The organism is Marinobacterium sp. xm-a-152 (assembly GCF_013282965.1).
Lineage (GTDB): Bacteria > Pseudomonadota > Gammaproteobacteria > Pseudomonadales > Balneatricaceae > Marinobacterium_E.
In genome coordinates, this window is record NZ_WBYI01000004.1 from 150,396 (window position 1) to 173,814 (window position 23,419).

Genomic DNA, 23,419 nt, shown 5'->3' on the forward strand with positions numbered 1-23,419 from the left:
TTCATATTATCAAATAAATACAGGTGATTGGACTTCAATATTCACTATTGAATCCAACGTTTATCTTTAAGAGTAACGATTTTACCTGTCGAAGGATGCTGCCACTCATAGCCTACAAAACGATTATCCTCTCTAATAGCTTTGTAAGTGATTTTATTAGCTATATTAATTCTAGAGCAAGAGAGCTCAAAGTCAGTCACTTCAGTGCAACGATCCTTTGAATATTGGCTGCTATTTTTAAAAATAGTTATGAGTAATGGATTTTCCCTATCAGATCGCCAGTTATATATGTTTTGACTACCCGACATTCGAGCCTGGGTTTTAATCACCCCTTTGTCATCGATAACAATGTACTCACCGCTCCCTCCCAGGAAAATAGTACCGACGCGGATATCAATGGGCACCATGGTGCGCTTATAGCTCCCATGGGTTAGCAACCAACGCTCATCTTTACGGGGATTGTCACTAGGGTTTATCAAACGATCCACTTTCGGTAACTGAGGTACTCGAACAGACAAACACCCAGACAAGCCAAAAATCAGCAAAATTAAGATTAAATGCCTCATCGAGTTGACTCCATAAAGACATCCGCCCTGGCGGCACGGGTATCCCACCACAACTGTCCTGAGTAACCTTCGAGTCGCGCACCACCATCACGCTGAATTGGACGAACTCTTGCATTAAATCCTGAGCCGACACCGCCTGTTATATTCATATTAAACGGTATCTGAAGATAGATGCCCTTATCAAAGCTGCCCTCACCAAAGGTATCAAAAGGAACATCCGTTAATGTTGCCCACAAGCCTAATGACCATCCATTTTCAAAGGTCCTTCTGACCTCCAAGGTACCACCTATGTCTTTTGCCAAGTATCGACCGAGGTGAAAGGCCGCGTCATAGTTATAAAACGGCGTAGCCCAAAAAAGACTAGCGTGCCCTGTGAACACATCGTAGTCAAAATGACCAAACAAGCCTTCGTAATCACGCTGTTTTGCATAGGCGCCACTGAGCCCAAAAGCAAGACGGGAATGGTATGGTTGATAGAGCAACTCAGCCCCAGCACCAGAATACATAGTCTCCAATACACCTCCAAATAGACGGTAGTGAAGGTTGGAGTTAAGGGTACCGCGCTTTTCAGCTTTTAATACCGATATTCGAGCTGGGCTATTTTTGAGGTATTTTGAAGCATCCGAACGAACATGAGGTAGAACCGAATCACTCACACGGGTGTTACCATCAAGGTTATCAACAAGGCTGTATTCAGCTATACCCAAACCATACCAGCCATCGAACAGAGGCACTGCAGATCCAAGGCCCGCATATAATTCAAAGCCTAATGGGTTGTCTGGATCAAAAAGATGGTATTTAGCATCAACAAAGGCGGAGACGGTCATGCCACTGGTATAAGTGTCACTGAGTTCATACGCATCATCACGGGTAGGTCTTGCCGGAAGCAAACTGGCTTGATCAGGGAAACGAACCTCACCTAATCCAAACTCACTATTAGGTTTAGGCAACCTAACGGTCTGTATGTTCATACCCGCTTCGTTGATTAGGTAATCAACGTTTCTAACATCTGACGGCAACTCAGCGACGGCTTGAGCGTGTGCTGAATTTATTGCATCTGGCCAGTATTGATAAGCACCTCGCCTTAAAACAACTTCAGCTTTACCATCCTCTTCTACTAAATTAATGGAGGCTGGCACTACACCCGCACGTAAAATAGACTCCGTTGTATTCAAGTACCACTCCGGCACTTGATCATCACGTAATGCAACTTGTTTAAGCTCAGGGATAAGTGGACTAGGCCGTGTGTAAGCGGGATTTTCTTTTGTATCAAAGGATGCGGAGAAAGAGAGGCCGAAACTATCGCCATGCTGATGACTAAGACCAATTGTATAGCCTGGCGTGAATTCCCAGTCCAATCCATAGGATAAGGGAGAGGTAGGCGAAGTCGAGCCATTTCTCACTTCCCATCGATATTGATCAGGATTATATTCGGCATTAACGGTAATTGGAGCCCAGTCTGGTCGGTATTGAATCCCCCCAAATAAACCGACATTTTCCCCACTAAACCATTCACCTAGTGAAAATGTACCACCTTTACCAACATCTTTAGATCGGTTAGCGAAGCTTGGATGCAAACGAACCATAGGGTTTGAAATGACCCCACTCCCGGCCAAACGCCCCCAGCCAAAACCGAGAGATAGGTCAAACTCGTTAAAACGTTTAGAGCCGACTACATATTCTGAACTGTATACACCGGTACCTAACATATCCCGAATACCCACTGATAATGCAGGCAATACTTTAGATTCCTCTAAAAGAGATAATTTAAGCTCATAGTTTCGATCCCAGTAGAAAAAATCATTAAGACCCGTGTACCTAAAAGTACCTTCTAAGCTGGGTAGAATCTGATAACTCAAACTGTAAGATTGGGCGTATCTATCGTGCGCAGTGGTAACCGAAAATTCACCATCAGAACGCATCCGTGCATTGGGGGTGTCGATCAGGCCTGATGTACCATAATCTGATGCACTGGCTGCACTGCTCAAAAAAAGCATCACCAGCAGGGAGGAGAATGGTCGTAATAGATTCAAATTCAAGCACCAAAAAAGGGGCAAACGCCCCTCTTTTAATAGGATCTTAGGGATTAGTAGGTAGAGCCTGTACCCGAGGTACTTCCGGCACCTGTAGTAGAACCAGTACCAGAGGTATCTGGTGTACCTATAGTGTAATCCGTTGTATCGCCTGTACCCGATGTATCGCCTGTACCCGATGTATCGCCTGTACCCGATGTATCGCCTGTACCCGATGTATCACCTGTACCCGATGTATCACCTGTACCCGATGTATCACCCGTACCGTTAGCTTCTTCTTCTGGCGCGTAGTACACGCCAGTATCGATCACAGTACCTACAGGAACACAGCCCTGCAAAATAAGAAGAAAAGAGCTAACAAGTGAAGCTAAAAATAGATTTTTCATATCAAATATTCCTTAAAGATCACTTATCACAAGCAAATCGTCAGTAGTCAAACCTGTCACACCCTCAACAAACGCAAGATAAACAACTTCTGAGCCATTATTATAAGTGATAACAGAACTACCTTGCTCCTCATCTATCGCAACATCGGCTTTGTCAATGACTGCACCATTGTCACTAAGTATAACAATGCCATCTGTCTCCTCTAGATTAGAGGTGTAATCAACAATTAGATCGATGTCGGACTCATTAGAAGCTCCGTTCTCGACAGTCAGTTTGAAGTAATCATTACCACCAAAACCAATCAATACCTCAGATGCTGCTGATGTTGACTGAAGCTGATTACTACCCTCATCGCCCGCTATAACCACTTCAGTAGTTAGATAAGCTTCGTAAGGATCAAGATCTGTATTACTTGCAACTTCGATAATATCCAAAGCACCTTGAATCGATTCGATGTTATTGCCAGTTGAAGATACCAGAGGAATATCAGTCTCGATACTGAAGAAGTAGTATCCATCTTCGGAGGTTAGGTCAAACACCTTCTCTTCTACACTAGCAACTGTATAGGTAAGGGTATCAATCAACGCTAGAGCAGGAGCAAGCTCAATTGTTAGCACAGTACCGTCACTAGAAATAATATCTGATGGGCTTAACTCGTCGAAGGTAAATTCAAATACGTTAGAGTTTTGATTATCGACGTTGGCTCCGTTTAAATCATCATTGATAATGACGCCAGCGAAGTCGTTCACAGCAACGCCTTCTGTGTCCAGGCTAGTTCCATCCCAGAAGTCACGTGCCGAGTCCACAGTCAAACTTGTTGCTCCAGAGGCATCAGTAGACCAACTAACATCAAGAGTGATTATTAGCTCTCTCTCGCCCTGAGCTCGGAGTGCATTCTCACCATCTAAAAGAGTGATATTTACTGATCCCGTCCCACTACCTACAGCAATAGAAGATAGGTCGAACTGAAGTGCTGAGTCATAGCCTAGGAAGCCATTTGTGTCAAAACCACTTGCCAAGTTTGCTCTATCTAGGAAGAAAGTCTGTTCACCCGCAACTTGCAGTGAGTAATCGGTATCACCCTGAACCTCGTCAAGACTCACATATTGAACGCCGGTAATATCCAACCCATCAACATAATCTGTGAGTGTTGCTAAGCCCGATGTTAGAGAGAATGTATCACTCGAACCATTAATGGTTACAGAAACAGATTGAGTCGCCCCGTCAGTCGCTGTGAACGTGTAGCTATCAGAAAGCGACTCACCTTCTCCCAACGCCTGCACGTCCGCATTAGCGTTATCTAGGGTATAAGTCCAAGTACCATCCACTAAAGTGAAAGAACCAAAGCCATTATCACCAGCACTGCTTGAAACATCTGCAAAGGATGGAGCGTCATCAGAATCTGTATCAGTAATAACAAGATCACCGGTAGCCGTTAGACCTGTTTCTTCTGTGACAGACCCACTGACAGTACCAGAGACAACGGAGGCATCATCAGCACCATTGATGGTGACTGTTACAACTTGCTCTGTACCATCTGTAGCTGTAAAGGTAATAGTGTCCTGAAGAGCTTTACCATCACCCAGTGCCTGAACCGCAGGCACAGCATTATCCAACGTATATGTCCAAGTTCCATTAGAGAGCTCAAAAGATCCATATCCATTATCACTTGCAGTGCTAGCAACATCTGCAAAGCTTGGAGAATCACTCGAATCAGTGTCGCTAATAGAAAGTGTGCCCGTATCGGTCAAAGTCCCATCTTCCGTAACGGCCCCTGTTACGTCACCTGAGACAACAGCAGCATCATCAGCACCATTGATAGTGATAGTAATATCCTGAGAATCTTTACCGTCAGCTGTTGTTACTGTGAAAACCTCTTTGATAACCTCGCCATCACCTAACTGCTGGATAGCAGCCGCATCACTATCGACGCTATATGACCAAGAGCCAGCTGCCGTAATCGTAAGAGCACCTAGAGCTTGAGAATTAGTACTGGCGCTGTCTTTGTAAACCACGGACGTATTAAACGCGCCATCGCCATCATCGTCAGTAACAGTCAGTGTACCGTTACTAGTTAATGTAGCAGCCGCATCCTCAGTGACTGATTCAGCTGCCGAATCTGAGGCACCAACAGTAATAACTGAATCCTCTGTTACATCCACTAGGGACAATTCAAAAGTTTCAGTACGAGTTTTACCACCACCATCGGTTACTTTGACAGTCACAGAGTATGATGACTTGGTTTCATAATCGGCAGTACCAACAAACTTCAAGATACCGTCTTGAGTAAGCGTAAAGCTTGAAGCATCTCCACCTGAAACAATTTCAAAGTCAGCGGAATCACCACTGTTAGGATCTACCACCGCGAAAGAACCAATTACGGAGCCAGAAGCGATACCCTCAAGGAATTCAATACCATCATTTGAGAACGTTATATCAGTAGGCGCCAAGTTGACAGCTGCCGTAGCATTATCGAAAGCCGTTGAATCGGTCAGTGTAATTGACCCACTACCGTCAACCGCTGATGTGATCTGAGAAGTCAAAGTTTCAGTCGCAACAGTCACAACAGCAGAAGTTGAGTCAGATTGAATATCAGTGATGGACTGAACAGCGGTGTAAACAGTTGCAGTGGCGGTCGCTACATCTGAAGACACTGCGTCAAAAGCGGTGTCATCAAAATTGGCATCAGACTCAGCAAGCTGAGTTGAAACAGAGTCAAGGGCATCTGATAGAAGCGTTGTATCCTCGAAAACAGACGTACCAGCAACCGTTGGCGTCTTTTGAACAAGCTCAACCACCGAGCTTAGTGCCGCTTCAAATGCAGCATCTGAATCACCGCCCGCTGCCACAGCGGCCGCTTGAATCGCTTTAACCGTCGCGAATACGGTGATAGACGCTTTCTCGTAAGCAAGCGCTGCTGTTGAATCAGCACCATCAGCAAACGGGTCAAAGCTATTAAGATCAACAGACGCAGGTATACCCAATGAAGCCTTCAAGACTGCTTCATCAACACCGGATGCGAGAAGAGTAGTTGTTGGCGATACAACCGTTGCACCAGCAGGAGCCTTGAGGACAGTACCGGCGCCGATCAAGTTACCGGTCGATGTATCAATGGTTGTCGCTAGCGTATTGACGATAATTGAAGATGACTGAGTCACATCAAGATCATAGGTACCGTCTGCATTAGTAGTGGTTTTGGGTTCATTCGCATCCCAGACACCGTTTTCGTTGTAGTCGGCAAATACCTCAGCCCCTTCCAATGGGCCTTTAATCGCCTTACCGCCGACTGAAATCAGGTTGCCAGCAACGCCACCGCCACCACAACCTTCAAGAAAGGCCCCAAACAGAGCAAGCATCCCGACGCGTTTAGTATGAGAAGCGTTAATATCGAACTTTTTCTTCATGTTGATAAGCCTAACTTGAATTCGCAATTCAATTGATTATATACAAACAAAGATTTCAATCTACCTTGCTTGCGTGGTTAATAGTAAAAATCTACTCCAAAGTAGATGGAGAAGATTTAAGAAACTTTTGTACCTTCCAGGCCTTTCTGAGCATCAAAACGTAAACAGCAAATACGATAAGAAAAGCTGGAAAGCTAAACAGAGGCAAATACGCCTCAATAAACAAACCCAATAGCAGTAACAATCCAGACACAGAAACAAGAAACACAAGAGATCCGAATGAAGAGAAACCTGCACGCATAAGTATATGGTGCAAATGATTTCTATCTGGCTTAAAGGGAGAGTCCCCTTTCAGCACCCTGCGAGACATAACACCGACTGTGTCGATAATTGGAATCGCAACGCACCATAGCGCACTGGTAGGTGAAATTGAGAATGCTGCTGTTTGAGTTTGATGGATGAGTGTCCACACAATAATAAAGCCGATAAACAAACTACCGGCATCACCCATGAACACTTTAAATCTTGGCCCGCCCCATAAATTAAGAATCAGATAGGGAATCAAAGCAGCCCCCAGCACTAACAGATACTCATAACCAGCCTGAACACCTGACTGACTCTGAAACACCAGTATTCCCATGATGGCGATGAGCGCCATTGATCCCGCAAGACCATCAATACCATCGATCAAATTGAAGGCATTGGTAACCCCCACAACCGCAAGCACTGTAAAAGGAACAGCTAGTAATCCTAATTCGATATTAGAAGAACCAAAAAGCGATCCCAAGCTGTCAATTTTAATCCCTGTCATCCAGACCATTAGAAGAGCGCAAGACACCTGCACTCCAACTCGAGTTCTAACACCGAGCGGACGGTAGTCATCGATGGCACCCATCAAAAAGAGAACAGAACCGGTTGCAAGTAGCGGGAGCACTTTATGGCTTAAGTTAGGGGTTAAAAACACATAAACGACAACGGAGAGAAAGACAGCGATCCCACCAATCAGAGGAACGGAACCTGAATGAAGCTTTCTAGCAGATGGTCGGTCAACTAACCCTATAGCTACAGCAAATGGACGCAAAACGAGCAAACTTGCGAAAGCGACAGTAAAACCAATGATGATAACGGGTAAAGAACTCATAAAACTCAGAATTAATGCAAAAAAAATAGAGCCAAAAAAATTAGTTTATATTTGTAAACAAGTATAGTTTATATTTGAAAAAAGACAAATAAGTTAAAGCTCCAAGGTCATCACAAACTAGCTTAATGAGCGTCATACTCATTTTTAAGGATTTTAGATACATCATAACCAACACTTATCGCACCCAATCCCGCATACACCCACTCCAGTCGGGGTCCGACCTATGGTCCGACCCCACTTCTGAGCCTATATGCTTAATTTTATATAACCGTAAAAAAAGAGTTTTCTTACTCGGTAAAAGTCTACTGTAGGAACCACCTCGAAGAGGCGGTGACCCATAGTTTGTTTTGCAAAACCACTCAACGATACGAATAAGAAGCATTTAATATATGGTGGCTAAAAACCCTCAAACCCCAGTAAACACAATGTGTTGACACCATAATTCTGCAACAGAAATAGCATTGACCACCCATTTACATTTGGCATACTGATCAATAATCAACCAACATCAAAGGTGATCAAATGACCTTAAAAGGCGGCCCCAAAACAATCGAAGGCAAACTCATCAGTAGCCAAAACTCATTGAAGCACGGTTTGACAGCAAACCGCTGGCTAGATTCTGAAGAAGAGGGTAGATACCAAGACCTAATGAATCAGTTGATTGATGAGCACGAACCGTCTGGGACGCTTGAGTACATTCAAATTGAGAGAATTGCAAACTGCAAAGTCCGCCTGGAGAGAATCCAATCGGTAGAAACGGCAATGTACCTCCAAGCTCAAAGACGCTCTGAAGACCCTGAACAATTTGTGGAAAGCTGGGGCTTCGATATGGAACAGGACCGTTTAGTGCTTGATGCATTTGGAAGAGAGTTGGTTGGTATATATCAAGCCCCATTAGGACTAAACGATCCAGAAATTGTAAAAGAAATAGCCAACCAAAATATTGGCCGAATCAATTCAATGGATGACTTCCAATTACTAATGCCAGCGTTACATAAGCACTTAATGATGGAATGCATCAAGAGAAATACCACCATTGGGAACTATATTGACCAATACAACAAAGGCGCAAAAAAGCTTCCAGCGGTTAGTAAGTTTCTAATAAATGCTGATTACGAATTAGAGTTAGATAAGCTTCTGAAAAAGAGTCTATATACCTATGACACTTCATATATTCATGACTACATAAAAATAAAGTCAGACGAGTATTCGATGTCTGAGGGGTTAAAGAAACTAAAAACAGATTACTTTGAACAACTTGAACTAGCAAAAGCAGCCGCAACACCGTCCAACACAGACATGGCAAAAATTCATAAAGAAAGAGTGGCTACAGACAAGCAACTTTCTAAAGCAATTGGAGAACTACTTGAACTCCAAGAACGAAGACTCAAAAAAGAAAGGCTAATAAAAATGAGTCATTGATTTGAAGTAGGAGCTAGCCGCAGGCGAAGCGATTTAATGTAGCAGGAATTTTGAGCGAAGCGAAAAGCCCCGACCAATGAAGGGCCTATTTCAAATGCAACACAACCCCAGGGTTCACCAAAGGATCACCAATAAACTCTACACCCGCATCTTCAAGCACTGACTTGATACGCTGCAGTGTCGATATACTTCCCGCCGGGATACCTTCCTGCGGCTCATAACGACGAAGCGTCTTCAAGCTAACATCACATTTAGCAGCTAACTCTTCACCGCTCCACCCAAGAAGTGCGCGCGCAGCACGAATTTGACTTGAACTTATCACTATTAGAGACTATATTGACCTTAAAAGAGACATTAATAGGTATCACCCCATGATCAACAAAATACTAGCATCATTCGACGGAGCTTTCGCAGAAAATACTATCCGCGCTTACCGTGCCGACTTCAACCACTACGAAAAGTGGTGCAAAACACATAACTTCCAAACAATCCCCGCTACAGCTGACAACCTAGCTCTTTACGTTGAAGAGATGTCCGAAAACTACAAAAGCGCCACAATAAGAAGACGCCTAAACTCACTCAGCTCCATTTTCCACCTATCCCGCAATCCAAACCCAACTCGCGATCCTGAGGTGCTTTTAGCCCTGAAACGCATGCACCGAAAAATTGGCCGCGCACAAAAACAAGCATCTCCTTTAACGCGTGAATATTTAGATAAAATGATGGCAAAGTGCGACAACTCCGTTATTGGTCTTCGCAACAAAGTCCTTTTGCAGCTGGGTTACGAAAGCATGCGTCGAAGAAGCGAGATCTGCCAATTCCGATTCGAAGATCTTAAGAAAATGCCTAACAACAAATACGCATTGATTCTACATCAATCAAAAACAGATCAACTGGGAAATGGGCGATTGATACCCATATCAGAAAAATTGGCCAACCTGATTACAAAGTGGCAAAAGCGGATCGATATTGGCAAAGGAGTGATTCTTAGAAGCATCCGTAAAAACGGCGCTGTAAATGCTCCATTATCACCTGCCGCAATGACGAACATACTAGTCGACCTACAATACCGAGCTAGACTTCGTCACCTACCGCACTTCAGTGGACACTCATTCAGAGTTGGATCTGCGTTAGATTTGTTAGAGAGAGGAGTGCCACTGGAAAAGATTATGTTACGAGGCGGGTGGAGCTCTAAATCTACAGCACTGAAATATTTAGCAACCTGGATTGGAAGTGACTTGGCTGTATTTGAGGAATTAGAAATACCATATTAAGAATCACCCTATCGAAATAACTAAATAAACCTTAAAAACCAAAGATAAATCGGAACATACTTCTAAGGTGCCATCTAAGATGAGTAGCGCTCCTGAAAGAGTTACGACGAGCATCATGCACAACTGAGAAACCAGTGTTCACAATAACTGGAAAACCCGCCTCATTAGCTCGTTTGCAGATATCGGCATCCTCTAAATACATGAAATAGCGATGATCGAATCCTTTGAGGGCCCTAAATACATCACTCCTAAAAATCAAAAACATACCAGCCACCCAATCGACGGGGATATCTCTATCGGCCCCACCCACTGGATAATCAGAGCCTCGTTGATTAAAAAAAACTCGGCGCGAAATTCTGGATATAGTTGGATAGCGACGTGCACTATCCTCAACCTCGCCCTGAGGTGATACCACCACTGGTGCCATACATCCCCAGTCAGCACCCTCACAGGCCAAGATATGTCTTGAAAACGATTCTGAAATGCGAATACCTTCCTTGGACTTCCTAAAAACCGGAGAGACTTGGAAGTATTTTCTTTCGAACTTAGCATTCTTAAATTTTGTTCAACCCAGTCTTCCTGGAGTTTTTACAAGCAACGAAATTCAAGCAATGAACGGCTCACTATGGACTATAAAGATTGAAGTAATGCTCTACTTTCTAGTTCCAATGATCGTATTTTTTTACAAAAAAATAGGCGCCAACTTCACCTTATTTATAGCATTTTCAACTGGTTTGATTTGGTACACTGTTTTCTCATATTTCATTGATCACAGACTTTCTGATGTGCTTGCGAGGCAATTTATTGGGCAACTACCATACTTTGCGCTGGGGAGTTTTCTAACATTTTTCGATTTGAAAAGAAAAGGCTTTATTTACCTTGGAATGATCAGTCTACTTTATTTTTTTACAAAGAAATTCATTCCCGGCTATATTTCAGAGTACCTAAACATGCTTTTCTATCCGCTACTCGTACTGACTCTTGCTAATACAAATTATCTTAATTTAGGTATAGGTAAATTTGGCGACTTATCATTCGGGATATATCTCTTCCATTTCCCTACTATTCAGCTATTGGTCCACCTAGGCTTATATGATTTAAATCCGTATATTGGGCTGTTCGTTAGTGTCGGATTAACTCTCTCACTGGCCGCTTTTTCGTGGAACTACGTTGAAAAGAAATTTCTCAAACGGTCCTCTCATTACATTGAAGCAGCGAAACAGTAATCTCGCTGCTCTGCATTTTAATTACGCCCCGTTTCGTTTCAACTTGGAGAAGCATGATTAGATCAATGAGGTAAATGTGGATGCAGCCAAAGCTACAGTTCACCCAAACTTGGGTGAACCCGCTTAAATGTACTCAAGCGCAGGCACCGATTTTCGTATTCCTCAAGATCCTGCTCCCGATAGACGATCCTTCCCTGCAGTTTGAGGAAAGCAGGCCAACCCCAATCGAGCGCCAGGGCTCAAGCGTTGTTTCACTGACTTGCCATCGTTCAGCTAGAGTCTGTTGATTGATGTGTTGAATTGCCATGTGTACTTCCTTCTTGGCTTGTTTTGGCAGGAGGCATGAACGCTCTAAAGGGGTTGGATAGCAAGTCCGGACGCCGGTTCGATTCCTTGTTTCGATTTCGAATTAAAGGGGCTCATAGAGGGTGATTCAACGAACTTGTACTTCGTGGAAGTGTGAGTTTTACGAGCGTTAAATCACAGAAATTAGCAGGAGCCCTTATGGATATTCAGTTATACTTAAACCCTTATATAGCGTTGTTTGGTGCAGGAATATCCGCCCTCCACTAGATGCGAACGAATTACGGCAGATGAAGAATTTACAGCCAACGCAACGTCTTATCTCGTTAAAAACATATAGATGCATCATTTAATATGTAAGTTGAATGACTATTTATATTCACTGGTTCGCATGCCAACTCGGTTAATTCGCAGTGTATTTAAAGCCATTACAAATCATATTTAACCGATAGACCACTTAAGCCTATGTTTTACTGAGATAAACAAAAAACGATAAGTAAATATTAAAAAGACAAAGACAAAGACAAAGACAAAGATAATCAGATATAAACCATTGATTTATATATACTATCTACCTTACATAATGTCTGCATAATCAAGATTATACACGTTATACTCAGTATCTTTAATTTTATGACACTCAACTGCAGAATCAAAAAAAACCGCACTACTTACAACCAACACAATAGTAAATAAATCTTATATTTCAATTGCTTATGAAAAAATAATGCAATGCAGTAGAACTATCTCCTAACGTGTCTAAAAATTCATTTTAATATTTTTAAATCAATGAATTTCTAGCTTTTTTTAGGCTTGATAAGGGCCTCTTATTCGTCAGCATTCTTTGCGTATACTTCACATGCTGATTAAGAATCAATCCAACACCCAATTCTCAATTTTAAGACCTCCAACACGCTCAAATTCTTTCGTATTGTTGGTTACCAATGTGCACCCGCTGGCGCGCGCATGAGCCGCTATCCAGAGATCGTTATTTCCAATAATAGTGCCTTTAGTTGTCAGATCAGCTCTGATATCTGCATATTCTGATGACACATTTTTCTGCAAATCAATCACTGGGATATAAGCTGAGAGTTCATCAAGTATATCCAGGGCCTTTTTCGAGTTATTGCTTCTTAGAGCACCATACTCCAACTCCCCTCGAGTAATTAACGACATCGACAAAGCACCCAAAGGTAAAGATTCAAATCGGCGAAAAACACTCATCGGCTTCTTCTTTATGATGTAAATGCAGATATTAGTATCAAGCATGTACATGCTAAAAAGACTCTCTTTTTTGAGGTAAAGAGTCTTCTCGCCCATCTGACATAAAGTCATCAGGCATTTCGGTTAGAAGCTTAAACGCCAGACCAAGGTTTTTAGGCTTGGGCTTGAGAACAATCTCATCGCCTCTTTTGAAAATCTCTACTTCTGTAGCCGAGAACCTGAACTCTTTGGGTATTCTGACGGCTTGGCTATTTCCTGATTGAAAAATTTTAGCTTCCATAAGCTGCCCCTTCAATTTTGTATATACGTATAAGTATACACTTTAATTTTAGAATATCCTATATGACTACATTTATGCTAAGTAAGAATTCAGTCAGCGGCGGCATTTGACTGATAGGGACACATTGATAGATATTAAATTCTAGTTAGTAAAATCACTCGTTTATTTTTGATTGAATGTCCGCAATTTCAGCCTTTAAACGCTCGTACTCTTCCACCTTTCGCTTTAAGAATCGCGCTGTGATTAACCCCTTATCTGAAATGCCTTTAGGAGTCAGAAGGTACAAGTAACCGGCTTTGTTATTTGAACGTTTAAAGTTCTCCGCTTTAACCAAGCCACGCTCAATGAGTGCAGATAAAACGTAGTTGGTTTTACCCACACTAACCCCCAGCTGCGAAGCAAGTTCGCGCTGTGAAATATCTGGGCGCTCTTCTATTAACTGAAGAACCCGGTAATCGTATTCAAGGGTATCGCTGTTTTGGGTCATTTAGGCACGCTACCGCCCCTGCTTGCCACAGTGCGGTTACATTAAAACGATCGTTCAATCTATGAACATAGACTAACAACATTGCTATAACATTACAAAGTGTCTTTAGTGATATCGATAACAAAAAAAGGGATAACCAAGGCTCATCAATTCTCTGACGGGATGGAAAGCAAGTTGACGATATCTACGGGGAAAAATGGGTGTCGCCGAAAAACTGCTCCTGCGTTTTCAGCATTTCCGCCTTCCTTGGTGGTCATTGGTTGTATTAATGGTTGATAAAACTCCCTCTCCACACGCGCCCTGCAACACATCTTTATACAGACCAATCACAATGCACCCAAACAGTTACATTAAAACTAAAATACACTATTAATGTAACCGTTTTAGCATATTATAAAACGAATTTGACAGAACTATCTTAAGGTCCTACATTAGGGACATAAGCAAGAATATTTGCCTTAAAGTCACCTTTTAAGGACCTTAGAATGAAAGAAATTACTGCTAAAGCATTAACAGAAGAGATCGGGGCAAGACTGAAGCAAGCTCGACTAAATCGAGACCTAACACAATCCGAAGTTGCAGCGCTTGCAGGCATAGCCCGCAAAACAGTTCTGAATGCTGAAAAAGGAAAAGTTCAGCTAGAAATCTTGATCGCGATACTAATAGCTCTGGACCTCACTGAACAGCTAAATACCTTTCTGCCTAAACAAGATATTTCTCCCCTACAGCTGGCGAAATTACAAGGCAAGAAAAGACAGAGAGCCTCAGGCATTCGCAGTAGCAAGGATAAGGAAACACCAGAATGGTAATGGAAGTCATTAAGATAAGTTACCAAGGCGATGTCGTGGGCGCAGTGAGTTTTGATACGGAAAAAGGATTCGGAGCATTTGAATACGATCCTGGCTTCGTAAAAAATGGCATCGAACTATCCCCTATCAAAATGCCATTATCGAGCCGTATCTACAGTTTCCCTGAGCTAGATTTTAATACGTTCAAGGGGCTGCCTGGGTTAATTGCGGATTCATTGCCTGACTATTTTGGTAACGCAGTTCTCAACGCATGGGTTGCAGAACAGGGCCGTTCTCCGAACGATATTACGCCATTGCAACGCCTTCAATATACGGGAAAGCGAGGAATGGGAGCGCTTGAATACGCGCCGGCTACAAAGTTAAGAAGCCTGAATGCTTCACAGCAGGTAGAGATCCAATCGCTCGTTTCAATTGCCCAGGAAATTTTAGATTTAAGAGGTAATTTTGAAGTAGAACTCACGCAAAATGGTCAAGATGACAGAGAGGGTATGATGTCTTTGCTATCGGTTGGCATGAGCGCTGGGGGGGCAAGGCCAAAAGCCGTGCTGGCATTTAATGAGGATTTTACTAAAGTTCGTTCAGGTCAAACGAACGTCCCAAAGGGTTTTAGTCATTATTTGATGAAATTTGATGGAGTTAGCGAACATAACAAGAATCAGGAAAGTTTCGGTGATCCATTGGGTTATGGTGCAATGGAGTTCGTCTATCATTTGATGGCTACGAAATGCGATATCGATATGATGCCGTGCCGCTTACTTCACGAAGGAGGCCGACAACACTTCATCACCAAGCGGTTTGATCGAATAAACAATAGGAAAATACACGTACAAACGCTTAATGGCCTTGCACACGTTGACTATAAAAAACCTGGTTCATTCTCTTACGCAGAATTATTTGGTATCGCTAGACAACTCAAGCTCTCGGCAATCGAAGCAGAGCAACTTTTCAAGCGCATGGCATTCAATATCATTGCGCGAAACCATGACGACCATTCAAAAAACTTTGCCTTCATAATGAAAAAAGGCAAGTGGTTTCTAGCCCCTGCTTATGATTTAGCCTACAGCTACAAATCAGGAAGCAAATGGGTTAATAGTCACTGGATGAGTTTGAATGGCAAAAGAGATAACTTTACTCGAAGTGACTTCTACAGCTTAGAAAAACTAATTCCAATTTTTACCAAAAGAAAGATCGACGACATTATTGATACGACAATTGAGCATGTATCAACCTGGCCTCTTCTTGCGCGGGAATGGAATGTACCCAAAACACTGATAGATGAGATACAAGGCAACTTACGCCTAGATATTTAATCGATCTAGTTCTTGAAATTAGACGACATCTAAAATTTATTTAAAATGGCGCAATTCAAAATAATTGTGACATTTTTTGGCGCGATTGGTGTCACAATTAATCCAGTAGACCGCTTTCAACTGTTCTGAGGGGCTCTTACGAGGAATCACCCAAGATCTTTAAGCAAAAATAGGTCTATGGGTAGTAATAGACGCTCGAATAAGACGCGATAGCAACCGCTTTTCGGGAATGGGTTTAAAGGAAAATCGAACGGGAGGAATAGTCTTCGATTAACTGTTTACCTACGCGGAGATTAATGGCCACATAGGGGAATACCAGATAAAACAAGGCCGAGAGAATGAATCGAAAACAGGAACAAATTGATACAGCGAAAATTTTAGTCGCCGCTAAGCGAGCATTGATCGCTGCAGATGCCGAATACTTCTCCTGGTCGACGGAGCAACAGGAGCGCTTTCGCGCCACGCTCGATCATGATGCTCGAGGCCGTGTCAGCAAAGTCTTACTCGAAAGTGTGCTTGGCATCCAATGTACGCTCGACCAGGTCGATGAAGCCTGGAATTCAATTCCGCCGGATAAACTCTATCAAATGAACTGGGCGTCTCTTCTCGCCCACGGTATCGGTGAGGACTACATCTATTTAAATGAGCCGATGGCCAAAGATTTCAGCCTGCTAGATTTCGAGACGCTCTTCGAATATGACTGTAAAAACCATCTGTATCAGGAGGAGGTAAAGAGCAAGGACTTCCCGGAGTATGAGGGAGCTGCCTATCACGGATGGAGCTACCCGACCTGGATCAGGCTGTTGATGGATGATCAGTTCCATTACGGAACTCTTATCTCATTAGCCCAGTATGTCATGTACGAAATCGAGTCTGCTGGGAATGATCATATCTCTGCACTAATCCCCCACGACTATGTTGAAGGCCCTGATAACGACAAAGAAGTCGATGGAGGCTTTTTATGGGATATACAGATTGACGCTGGCGGACTTGAAGGCCAGCTTGATGAGCTTAAAAGCCGCTGGCGGGCGTATCAGAGAACGCGCTCGGCCGAACTTGAAGAGATTTTTAACCACTATCCAGCGGCTGTTTACATTCAGGACAACAATTGGGATAAAGATCCGCAAAAGCACTTCATCTTCAGTAATGTCGAAGTTCTCAAAAGCATTCGTTGGCGGCATTTTCTATCAGACTGCGCCCCGTTTACGACTACTCCTAAAACCTTTGAGCCAGAGCTAAAACGGGAGATTGATCAAGCGATCAACTGGCTGACGGAAAACCATCAAGAGATTATGGAAAACTTCGATCCCAAAGTGGTCAAGCTACAGAAGAAGCGAAAGGTCATCTTCGCACCTGAGGCGTTGGATGATTTGAACAAGATGCTGGATGACGAGTCTTGAGGCGACTTCGCCGGCTGAGAATTCGCCAACCATTCCGAAATTTACGCAGAGTGATTCCGAAATTTACGGGGCTGGGATCCGATATTTACAGTGCTGAGATGTGAAACACTGGCTCCTTTCAGGCCGTCTCCACATAGAAAGCCGCGTCTAGCTATGCTTAAGGTTCTCGGCCTTGGCGGATGGGTTTGATTAAAGTTAGTGCACAGAATTTTAATTGCAGTCGCCACTTATTCGAGCCGACGTGCTCGTGTGGAGACACTGCTTCTCATAGGCTTCAAGATCCTGTTCTCGGTAAACAATCCGCCCATGCAACTTCAGGAAAACAGAGCCCTGGGCGCATGACTATTGATGAGGTAATCAAACTGACCGACGCAAGCCGAAATACCCTCAAACAACATTTCCGAGCACTAGTTGAACGAGGCGCCATTGAGCAGCCGGGAGTGGACGAGGGGTCTGGTATGATCTTATATAAGGGCCACTTGGGGCCTGATGAACCCAGTCTTCATGTAACAACCCTGGAACTCTACTAAACTCCTTAGTGTTATTTGTTACCAAGACATTCCCTGTGACGATTGCGTTGCATGCTATCGCTTTATTTATAGAGAATGCTTTGGCGATGCTTTTGACTTTTTGTAATTTGCCACTTTGCAAAACACTTTAGAGTTTTCTAACTGCATCTACGCAGCCCATCAAATGTTCCAAAATATGGATCTTATCAGCATCGACGGCCGACTCGAGTTTTTGAGCGAGCTCGTCTCCCATCTTCAGCAAGCCATCCAGACACTGCTGATGAAGTATTCCTGCCCGCTTCGGCGTCAATTGACAGGCAGAGCAGCCAAACTCTATTAGCTCAGTTCTAGACCACCAACGCTTGCTACCTGCTAGCGTCAGTGCTGCCATATCGTTCTCTATATAAGCGGTGGTAGAGACCACATCGTAGACGGGTGCCAATCGTACCTGATCGCCGTTTTCATAAAGCACACCAAAATTTTTAAGGTGTGCATCACCATTGCGCAGGTAGGTATTCAGCGCAATCATCTTGAACAATTGCTCTAGCGAAGCGCGTTGCCATTGTGCCGAACAGAACAGCTTTATCGATTTAGCAATTGACTCGTAACTACCCTGGTACTTCTGCGAAGCACTTTTGGCTTGTAGTACGCAGAAATCCTCAAATCCCAGCGGAGCCCCACCGTCAACCAAATCAAACCGCTTCATGATAAAAAGAGAATCATCGTCCGATAGGTAGAAATCAGGTACAGGTAAACCTGATAACTGCACTGCCCGCATACAAAAATATTCATTCAGGGCGAGTTGTGGAAAATCCCCCCCCCAGGCCTTAACGATGTACTCATCAGTGCGCAGCGTGGCCTTATTATCTACCCGCGCCAACACCTTGGGCTGGACTCCGCTTAATGGAGAGTGGAGCGCAAACCGCTTCACTAGCTCGTTGAACAAATTCTCCGAACTAGGGCTAAGCAAATCCGCTAAGGAGAGGCCAGCCACTTCAGCTTCACTACCGCCGTAACTCAAGCGCCCTACCACACTGGGAGCCAATAATCGCAACAAACCAAAATCGTCCACTTCGGCGATCTTGGCGAACTGTTTCTCGATAACGGCCCGCAGATAACCCTCTGGCAAATGCATCTCGAAAATTGGATGCAAACCGAAGTGAACATAACTCCGTTTTCTAACCGGCATCGTTAGTGAGATAAATGCATTATCTAAATCGGAGTCTTCACCTAACCCTTGGACATTGTAGTTGAAAAGCGTTTCACGCCCATCGCGTATCAGCTCACCAACTGGCTGACCGTGAACCAACAAGGACAACTCATTGCTCATCTAGCAGATCCTCAAGAGTCGGCCGTGATCGCTTCTCGACCAGTTTTATGCTCAAACCTAACAAGTCAAGAATCACCAGCAGCTTGCGTAGGCCAATTTCACCAGAGCGACCGTTTTCGAAAGCGCTCAAGGTTGGCCGCGAAATTGCGGCGTAGTCAGCAAGCTGCTGCTGGCTCCAGGCTTTCTCTTTACGTAACTGGGCGACCTGGCGGCCTAACTCACTATATTCCATCTCAAATGCACTTATTGAATATTATTTTTTACAAAATATCTATTAAAACTTATTTTGTAAAGTTTTATTTATAGAATTTCACTACTAAAAATAAAAATATCAGGAAGATCATCAAGCAAGCCTTTGTTGCCCTTTTGATAGGAATTCAATGACACCCTAAGTTGATTTGTAGTTCTCGACACTCACCCCCAACTTCGAAGCCAGTTCGCGCTGTGAAATATCTGGGTGCTCTTCAATTAACTTAGGCTAAGGTGGTTGTCTAACTAAAAGTTATTATTTAGGGGCTATAGGCAATTATCAGAGTCTCGCTCTAGCTTTTTCAATTTTTGCCATAGAACAGATTTAGGGAGATCGATACTCATAGTTTCCATACATTGTTCGAGTCGTTTCGGTGTTTCAGTTAGGTAGGTAAGTGACTTTTTCAAATCTTGCATAATGGAGGATCCATAGGCTGTTTCAGCTTTGGAGATGGCCTGACCAAGCTCTTTCTTTGATAGTCCCAACATCGATAAATCAATAATATCCCTAGAATAAACCGCGCGATCCGCCCAGCGATCTGAATTAGCAAGTAATTTTGTAGTCGCCATATCAAGCCTACTCAATATGGATACTCCACATATCCTCGAGACTACACCAGGCTTTTGAATCTCTACTCTACCCTCATTCACTATTTCAAATTTAATCAATGCACTTTCGTTAATACTCACCACCATACGTATTCCATACTGATCCATACGCATTCGATCTATAGCTAACCCTTCTTGGTGCTCTTTAAACAGGCCCAATCCCACTTGGTGTCCTTTCGCTACCTCTCGCAATGCGCGATAACCTTCCTTGCTAGAGACCACAAAATCTATATCAATAGATTCTCGGTATTCTCCATAAGCAAGGGCGATAGCCGTTCCTCCACCAAAAAAGCACTCACTCATATCAAAGAGATCTGTATTAATCGCTGCAAGTACTCTTGCAATCAACTGATGATGAGGTCTTTTAAAATGACAACCTTCATGGTTCATGCAAATGCCCTATTTAAATTTGCCATCAATAACCTTTCAGCTCGTGTCATATCATTTTCATCAAGATGACGGGCGTTTCGCTCGTACATAGCATGTGCTTCGAAAGGTTTAAGGTAGTCTCTGCCTGTAATATGCCAAGAGAGCTTTTTAAGTTCTGGATAGTCATCCAGCCGAATGATGACAGGGATAAAGTCATCTGGATTGAGCTGGCGAGACCCCTCTTTTACTTTCTCGGCTAACGTTAGCTCAAGATTCAAAGCAGCTACTACGGCGAGGTAGCTGTTCAAACTTGACGCTCCCTCACCTTTCTCAATTCGATGCAATGTAACTCTTGAAATACCTGAAGCACCTGACAATGCTTCAGCGGTTACGTTCAAGCGTTTTCGTTCTTGCTTTATTGCTATCCCAATATTTTCAGCGTCCACTTAAAACACCATATTTGTTTCATATATTTTACAATATAGTAAATTTGATAAATTTTTGAAACATTTTATCTCTGTAAATTTATTAAAACAGAATCCACATTTTGTGGTCTACACTTAAACCATCACGATACAGGGAGGTAGGTGATGGACGTAAAACAGTTCTTAGATGATTTGATGGCACAACTCGATGGTGCCTTTGCGGAAAATACCCTCAAAGCGTATCGCAGTGACTTTAAGCACTTTGCTAACTGGGCAATATCCAAGGGGTTAGATCCTCTACCACCTAAAGCTTCAGATCTAGCAGCCTACATCGCCGATATGTCCGAACGTCAGAAGAGTGCAACGATTCGACGCCGTATAGACACGTTGGGATCCATCTGCTTTTTCTCTGGTTTTGGTAGTCCTACCAAAACACCAGAAGTTAAAATTGCTCTGAAAAAGATGCATCGAAAAATCGGTAGGCAGCAGAAACAGGCGCACCCGCTGACACTCGATCTTTTAGAGCAACTTTTAAAAAAATGTGACTCCTCTCTAGCCGGTCGGCGCAATGAACTACTGCTTAGAATCGGTTATGAGACCATGCGCCGCTCCTCAGAGATCTGTTCATTCTGTTTCGAGGACTTAAAGACACTTCCAAACGGTCACTTTGCGTTAAACCTTAAACGCTCTAAAACCGATCAGTTGGGCAATGGCAAACTCATCCCTATAAGCGATCTACTAGCAACCAAGATAAATAAATGGAAGCGTAGAATCGGTGCTACTGAGGGGCGTATTCTGCGATCCATCCGCAAAGACAACAAAACCTTGGGTGATAAACTCAACCCAGCATCCATCAATATTATTCTGGTCGATCTGCAATATAGGGCTAGGCGTAGAGATCTGCCACACTTAAGCGGCCACTCGTTTCGGGTAGGAGCTGCTCTGGATATGTTGAATGCAGGCGTGCCGTTGGAGAAGATTATGCTGCGTGGCGGATGGCGAAAAGAGACAACCACATTAAGGTATCTGCAAAGTTGGGTCGATAACGTAAACCCAGCCGAACTTCAAATTGAGGAGTGTACGCCGATTTGGGAGGTTACGGCCTCTAACTAAGAGCCGACAGCTCTACGGACATCTTCTGCCAACGCCCCAACAACTCAAGCAAAACAAACGCTCGTTGTTCACCGTCATATTCTAAAAACACTGCTTGCAGGTCTTTAAATGGCCCCTCATTGATAGAAACCTTATCGTCTTTGCTGAACTGCGTTTCAGAATCGATGTGCCTTAACTGAGCTCGAATGGCATTGACGGCAGCTGTTGGCACGATAGCCGGTTCATTTCCAAAGCTAATCAGCTTAGCCACTCCGCGTGTTGATCGAATGGGGCGCCAATTACTCTCTTCTTTGGAGAGGTAAATGAATAGATAACCTGGGAAAAGCGGTGTCTCTATTTCAGTTCGCTTTCCTTGTTTGATTTGCTCAGTTTTAAGCAGCGGCAGGTAGGTTTCAAAACCTTGCTGTTCAAGCTCAAATTGAGCTTTAAACAGTTGGCCAGGCTTTGATTGAATAACGAACCAGTTGTAAATAGCCACTTACTAAGCCTCAATTAAACCGAGATGGTCGACAAAGGGTCTGAAGTCTCTATCTGCAAAGAGTAGAGGTAGACGTTGCTCTATACAGAATGAAGCAATAATGACATCGGTTGTTTTACGAATGGTAATTCCACGAGCTCGCAAATAACGAAAATTCTCAGCACATTTTACCGCTCGTGACTCACCCAACATGTCGAAAACAGTAACATCTTTAAACAGCTGCTTTGCTATCCTAAAGTCTTTATCAGACTTAAAACCCTGCAACACTTCAGCAAGAATCAAGTCACCAACAGCAACCGGTTTGACACCAAGCAGCTCATCCAAACAATTTACTTGAGGATTTTCATTGCCACAAAAATAGTCAATCCAAACGCTAGAATCTACGACTATCATTCTATCTACCTAGCATCCATAAGATCTGCGTCCCATTTCAGCTTACCTTTGTACTGTTTGATGCCCTCCTGCTTTTTGAGTCTGACCAAGGTTTTCAAACCTAACTCAACGGCCTCTTTCTTAGTTTTCAAACCTGTAGAGCTAAGGACTTCGCGCATTAAATTGTCGTCGATTTCTATGTTTGTTCTCATATTCCACCTCAACCTTATGTGTATATAATACAACATTCATACACAAAACAATCTCAATAATTCACTAATTTAATCGATGTATGACTGAAGGTTTCAATTAAAGCGTAAACAAAAAAGAACGCGCCTTGAGAAATTCCATCTTCTCGCGGCGCGTAAGATTTTTGGCATTTGCCTGAGATCCCTCTCATCACTTCAATCCTTTGAAGTGTTTGTAAAGCTCACAACACTCCATTGCAGTTCACTTTACTGGGATCACTCCCAAGTGAGCCACTCCTTTGGCTCCTTTAGCTACCTAGGTAACTAAATCAAAAATAGGGTGCGCTTTGAAAAATTCCCTCTTCTCGCCACGCATCGGATATTAGTCGAAACTTGAGATCCCTCTCCAAACCTCACTCCGTTGAGGTTTGCGTGTAATGCATCATTGCCATCCTTAGCCGATCACATCACTGGACATTAAACGACAGACTCAATCGAAGGGACTCATTCC

Annotated in this window: 25 protein-coding genes; 8 read left to right on the plus strand and 17 right to left on the minus strand. The window is 43.3% G+C overall.

What is annotated here, in order from left to right; genetic code table 11:
* Window positions 1-44 precede the first annotated feature (44 nt).
* The 5 genes from XMA152_RS05170 to XMA152_RS05190 all read right to left on the minus strand — a co-directional run bounded on the left by XMA152_RS05170 (window position 45) and on the right by XMA152_RS05190 (window position 7,531).
* Window positions 45-566 carry a hypothetical protein gene (locus XMA152_RS05170; RefSeq protein WP_173482936.1) on the minus strand — a complete coding sequence of 174 codons (522 nt, stop codon included), beginning with the start codon at window positions 564-566 and terminating at the stop codon, window positions 45-47.
* Complete coding sequence (locus XMA152_RS05175; protein WP_173482937.1) at window positions 563-2,599, minus strand: YjbH domain-containing protein; 2,037 nt, start codon at window positions 2,597-2,599, stop codon at window positions 563-565. The genes XMA152_RS05170 and XMA152_RS05175 overlap by 4 nt, the downstream gene beginning before the upstream one ends.
* A gap of 53 nt (window positions 2,600-2,652) precedes the next feature.
* The gene (locus XMA152_RS12460; protein ID WP_217364002.1) at window positions 2,653-2,985 is read right to left on the minus strand and encodes a hypothetical protein; all 333 of its coding nucleotides are present in this window, start codon (window positions 2,983-2,985) and stop codon (window positions 2,653-2,655) included.
* Between the two features lie 12 nt (window positions 2,986-2,997).
* The gene (locus XMA152_RS05185) at window positions 2,998-6,390 is read right to left on the minus strand and encodes a VCBS domain-containing protein (protein WP_173482938.1); all 3,393 of its coding nucleotides are present in this window, start codon (window positions 6,388-6,390) and stop codon (window positions 2,998-3,000) included.
* 91 nt (window positions 6,391-6,481) lie between these two features.
* Window positions 6,482-7,531: an undecaprenyl-phosphate alpha-N-acetylglucosaminyl 1-phosphate transferase gene (locus XMA152_RS05190; protein WP_173482939.1), complete on the minus strand. Its 1,050-nt coding sequence runs from the start codon at window positions 7,529-7,531 to the stop codon at window positions 6,482-6,484.
* A 522-nt stretch (window positions 7,532-8,053) separates the two neighbouring features.
* Between XMA152_RS05190 and XMA152_RS05195 the strand changes: the two genes are divergently transcribed.
* Complete coding sequence (locus XMA152_RS05195) at window positions 8,054-8,953, plus strand: hypothetical protein (protein WP_173482940.1); 900 nt, start codon at window positions 8,054-8,056, stop codon at window positions 8,951-8,953.
* Between the two features lie 85 nt (window positions 8,954-9,038).
* On the opposite strand, the gene XMA152_RS05200 is transcribed toward XMA152_RS05195, so the two are convergent.
* Window positions 9,039-9,275 carry a helix-turn-helix transcriptional regulator gene (locus tag XMA152_RS05200; protein WP_173482941.1) on the minus strand — a complete coding sequence of 79 codons (237 nt, stop codon included), beginning with the start codon at window positions 9,273-9,275 and terminating at the stop codon, window positions 9,039-9,041.
* 49 nt (window positions 9,276-9,324) lie between these two features.
* Here XMA152_RS05200 and XMA152_RS05205 point away from each other — a divergent pair, with 49 nt between their 5' ends.
* Complete coding sequence (locus XMA152_RS05205; RefSeq protein ID WP_173482942.1) at window positions 9,325-10,227, plus strand: tyrosine-type recombinase/integrase; 903 nt, start codon at window positions 9,325-9,327, stop codon at window positions 10,225-10,227.
* A 482-nt stretch (window positions 10,228-10,709) separates the two neighbouring features.
* Window positions 10,710-11,453, plus strand: coding sequence for an acyltransferase (locus tag XMA152_RS05210; protein ID WP_173482943.1), 744 nt, complete (start codon window positions 10,710-10,712; stop codon window positions 11,451-11,453).
* 1,176 nt (window positions 11,454-12,629) lie between these two features.
* Here the strand turns inward: XMA152_RS05210 and XMA152_RS05215 are convergent.
* The 3 genes from XMA152_RS05215 to XMA152_RS05225 form a co-directional block, all read right to left on the minus strand.
* Entirely contained in the window at window positions 12,630-13,031 is a 402-nt protein-coding gene (locus XMA152_RS05215) for a type II toxin-antitoxin system VapC family toxin (protein ID WP_217364003.1), read from the minus strand.
* A gap of 1 nt (window position 13,032) precedes the next feature.
* Window positions 13,033-13,260, minus strand: coding sequence for an antitoxin (locus XMA152_RS05220; protein WP_173482945.1), 228 nt, complete (start codon window positions 13,258-13,260; stop codon window positions 13,033-13,035).
* Between the two features lie 154 nt (window positions 13,261-13,414).
* Complete coding sequence (locus XMA152_RS05225; RefSeq protein ID WP_173482946.1) at window positions 13,415-13,747, minus strand: MarR family EPS-associated transcriptional regulator; 333 nt, start codon at window positions 13,745-13,747, stop codon at window positions 13,415-13,417.
* 485 nt (window positions 13,748-14,232) lie between these two features.
* Here XMA152_RS05225 and XMA152_RS05230 point away from each other — a divergent pair, with 485 nt between their 5' ends.
* The 4 genes from XMA152_RS05230 to XMA152_RS05245 all read left to right on the plus strand — a co-directional run bounded on the left by XMA152_RS05230 (window position 14,233) and on the right by XMA152_RS05245 (window position 17,796).
* Window positions 14,233-14,556 (plus strand): helix-turn-helix transcriptional regulator, encoded by a 324-nt coding sequence (locus XMA152_RS05230; protein ID WP_173482947.1) that lies wholly within the window; start codon window positions 14,233-14,235, stop codon window positions 14,554-14,556.
* On the plus strand, window positions 14,550-15,866 hold the full coding sequence (locus tag XMA152_RS05235; RefSeq protein WP_173482948.1) for a type II toxin-antitoxin system HipA family toxin: 1,317 nt from the start codon (window positions 14,550-14,552) through the stop codon (window positions 15,864-15,866). The genes XMA152_RS05230 and XMA152_RS05235 overlap by 7 nt, the downstream gene beginning before the upstream one ends.
* Window positions 15,867-16,204: 338 nt before the next feature.
* Window positions 16,205-17,266: a hypothetical protein gene (locus tag XMA152_RS05240; RefSeq protein ID WP_173482949.1), complete on the plus strand. Its 1,062-nt coding sequence runs from the start codon at window positions 16,205-16,207 to the stop codon at window positions 17,264-17,266.
* A 338-nt stretch (window positions 17,267-17,604) separates the two neighbouring features.
* Entirely contained in the window at window positions 17,605-17,796 is a 192-nt protein-coding gene (locus XMA152_RS05245; RefSeq protein WP_217364004.1) for a helix-turn-helix domain-containing protein, read from the plus strand.
* A 127-nt stretch (window positions 17,797-17,923) separates the two neighbouring features.
* Here XMA152_RS05245 and XMA152_RS05250 read toward each other — a convergent pair whose 3' ends face one another.
* From XMA152_RS05250 to XMA152_RS05270, 5 genes are all read right to left on the minus strand, one after another.
* Window positions 17,924-19,105, minus strand: a complete 1,182-nt coding sequence (locus tag XMA152_RS05250; RefSeq protein WP_173482950.1) for a type II toxin-antitoxin system HipA family toxin — start codon at window positions 19,103-19,105, stop codon at window positions 17,924-17,926.
* A complete protein-coding gene (locus XMA152_RS05255) occupies window positions 19,095-19,337 on the minus strand; it encodes a helix-turn-helix transcriptional regulator (RefSeq protein WP_173482951.1) in 243 nt (80 codons plus the stop codon). Before XMA152_RS05255 ends, XMA152_RS05250 begins: the two co-directional genes overlap by 11 nt.
* A gap of 156 nt (window positions 19,338-19,493) precedes the next feature.
* Entirely contained in the window at window positions 19,494-19,574 is an 81-nt protein-coding gene (locus XMA152_RS12820) for a winged helix-turn-helix transcriptional regulator (RefSeq protein WP_173482996.1), read from the minus strand.
* Window positions 19,575-19,621: 47 nt separating this feature from the next.
* On the minus strand, window positions 19,622-20,353 hold the full coding sequence (locus XMA152_RS05265) for a nucleotidyl transferase AbiEii/AbiGii toxin family protein (protein ID WP_173482952.1): 732 nt from the start codon (window positions 20,351-20,353) through the stop codon (window positions 19,622-19,624).
* Window positions 20,350-20,778 (minus strand): helix-turn-helix domain-containing protein, encoded by a 429-nt coding sequence (locus tag XMA152_RS05270; protein WP_173482953.1) that lies wholly within the window; start codon window positions 20,776-20,778, stop codon window positions 20,350-20,352. Before XMA152_RS05270 ends, XMA152_RS05265 begins: the two co-directional genes overlap by 4 nt.
* 144 nt (window positions 20,779-20,922) lie before the next feature.
* Here XMA152_RS05270 and XMA152_RS05275 point away from each other — a divergent pair, with 144 nt between their 5' ends.
* On the plus strand, window positions 20,923-21,870 hold the full coding sequence (locus XMA152_RS05275) for a tyrosine-type recombinase/integrase (RefSeq protein WP_173482954.1): 948 nt from the start codon (window positions 20,923-20,925) through the stop codon (window positions 21,868-21,870).
* Here the strand turns inward: XMA152_RS05275 and rfaH are convergent.
* From rfaH to XMA152_RS05290, 3 genes are read right to left on the minus strand one after another with little or no spacing between them, the layout of a single operon-like run.
* The gene (rfaH, locus tag XMA152_RS05280) at window positions 21,863-22,348 is read right to left on the minus strand and encodes a transcription/translation regulatory transformer protein RfaH (protein WP_173482955.1); all 486 of its coding nucleotides are present in this window, start codon (window positions 22,346-22,348) and stop codon (window positions 21,863-21,865) included. The genes XMA152_RS05275 and rfaH overlap by 8 nt on opposite strands.
* Window positions 22,349-22,351: 3 nt before the next feature.
* The gene (locus XMA152_RS05285) at window positions 22,352-22,741 is read right to left on the minus strand and encodes a PIN domain nuclease (RefSeq protein ID WP_173482956.1); all 390 of its coding nucleotides are present in this window, start codon (window positions 22,739-22,741) and stop codon (window positions 22,352-22,354) included.
* 5 nt (window positions 22,742-22,746) lie between these two features.
* Entirely contained in the window at window positions 22,747-22,932 is a 186-nt protein-coding gene (locus XMA152_RS05290; protein ID WP_173482957.1) for a type II toxin-antitoxin system VapB family antitoxin, read from the minus strand.
* Window positions 22,933-23,419 lie beyond the last annotated feature (487 nt).